At 38.5% G+C, this 1,272-nt stretch carries 1 protein-coding gene; it reads left to right on the forward strand.

Going from position 1 to position 1,272, the window contains the following annotated elements; translation table 11 throughout:
* Positions 1-61: 61 nt before the first annotated feature.
* Positions 62-1,117 carry an IS110 family transposase gene (locus PP182_RS21000; RefSeq protein ID WP_272653203.1) on the forward strand — a complete coding sequence of 352 codons (1,056 nt, stop codon included), beginning with the start codon at positions 62-64 and terminating at the stop codon, positions 1,115-1,117.
* Positions 1,118-1,272: the final 155 nt, after the last annotated feature.

A 1,272-nucleotide genomic window follows, 5' to 3' on the forward strand; every position in this document is an offset into this window, starting at 1 on the left:
TATAGCATCGATGAAAAAGCAGTAAGTCGAGTATCTTTAAAATGAACTAAAAATTAAAGATATGATTACCCAAATTACTGCTGTACCGAAGTTATACATTGGTATCGACATTCACAAGAGAAGTTGGAAAGTGCATTGTGCTACGGATTTGTTTTCAGGCAAGTATTTTTCAATGAACCCAAACCCTGAACAACTTAAAGATTATGTTGCTAAACATTTCTCTGGTTATGAAGTGTCAATAGCATACGAGGCAGGTTGCTGTGGCTATTCAGCGCATCGTTGTTTCGAGTCTTATGGTTGGTTTTCCTTAGTAGTAAATCCTGCTGATATACATAGAAAGGGAAAGGAGAAACATACCAAGACGGATAAGATAGATGCGCAGTTGATATCAAGGGAGTTAAAAGACGGTCGTTTAGATGGTATTCATATTCCTGATGTTGATCGTGAGGAGTTACGAAGTCTTTTTCGTCGTCGCAATGATTTGGTAAAGGATTTTCGCAGGATAAAGAGTTACATAAAAATGCAGCTTTTGTATTTTGGTATTAAGGAGCCAGAAGAATTTGATAATGACCATTGGAGTCATAAGTACAGGAAATGGTTAGATGATATTGTGTTTAAAAACCCAACAGCAAAAGCAACTTTAGAGAGCCGTATGCGTTTTTTCCGTTTCGTGGACCAAGAGCTTCGAGATGTTTCTACTCAGCTTCGTAGATATTGCAAAACGTACCATAAGGAGGATTATATGTTGCTTCGAAGCATACCTGGCATCGGTGGTATAGTTGCCTGTGGTATACTTTGTGAGCTAGGGGATCTGCGACGTTTTAATAGTGTTAAACATTTGGCTGGTTATGTCGGTCTGGCACCTGGAGTTCACCAAAGTGGAAGTAACTATAAAACCCTTGGTATAACTCCACGTGCACATCGTTTGATACGGAGTTATTTTGTAGAGGCATCCTGGCAGGCGATACGAGCCGATCCGGTTATGCAGGCTTACTATCGTAAACACCAAGGTAGAAACGTAAAGAGTGTCATTATCAAAGTAGCGAGAAAACTACTTAGTAGAACTTTAGCTGTTATTAAAACAAGGACCCCTTATTGCATAGGAGTACTGGAATAAAAGATAAACCATAACAAAGCTCACAAAATAGTAGTGAAACCCGTACCACAAAACAACGTGGGTGATTCAAGAAATTGGAATCACATCTTTATAGCAAGTGGCCGAGTTTATTATAATTTATAATCATACAGATGCTGGTGAACCCTAATAAAAAA

This window comes from Maribacter sp. PR1 (assembly GCF_028464145.1).
Taxonomy (GTDB): Bacteria; Bacteroidota; Bacteroidia; order Flavobacteriales; family Flavobacteriaceae; genus Maribacter.

Bases quoted from the DNA above. Each gene is read 5' to 3' on its own strand.
- PP182_RS21000 (WP_272653203.1), top strand. From the start codon at position 62: ATGATTACCCAAATTACTGCTGTACCGAAGTTATACATTGGTATCGAC.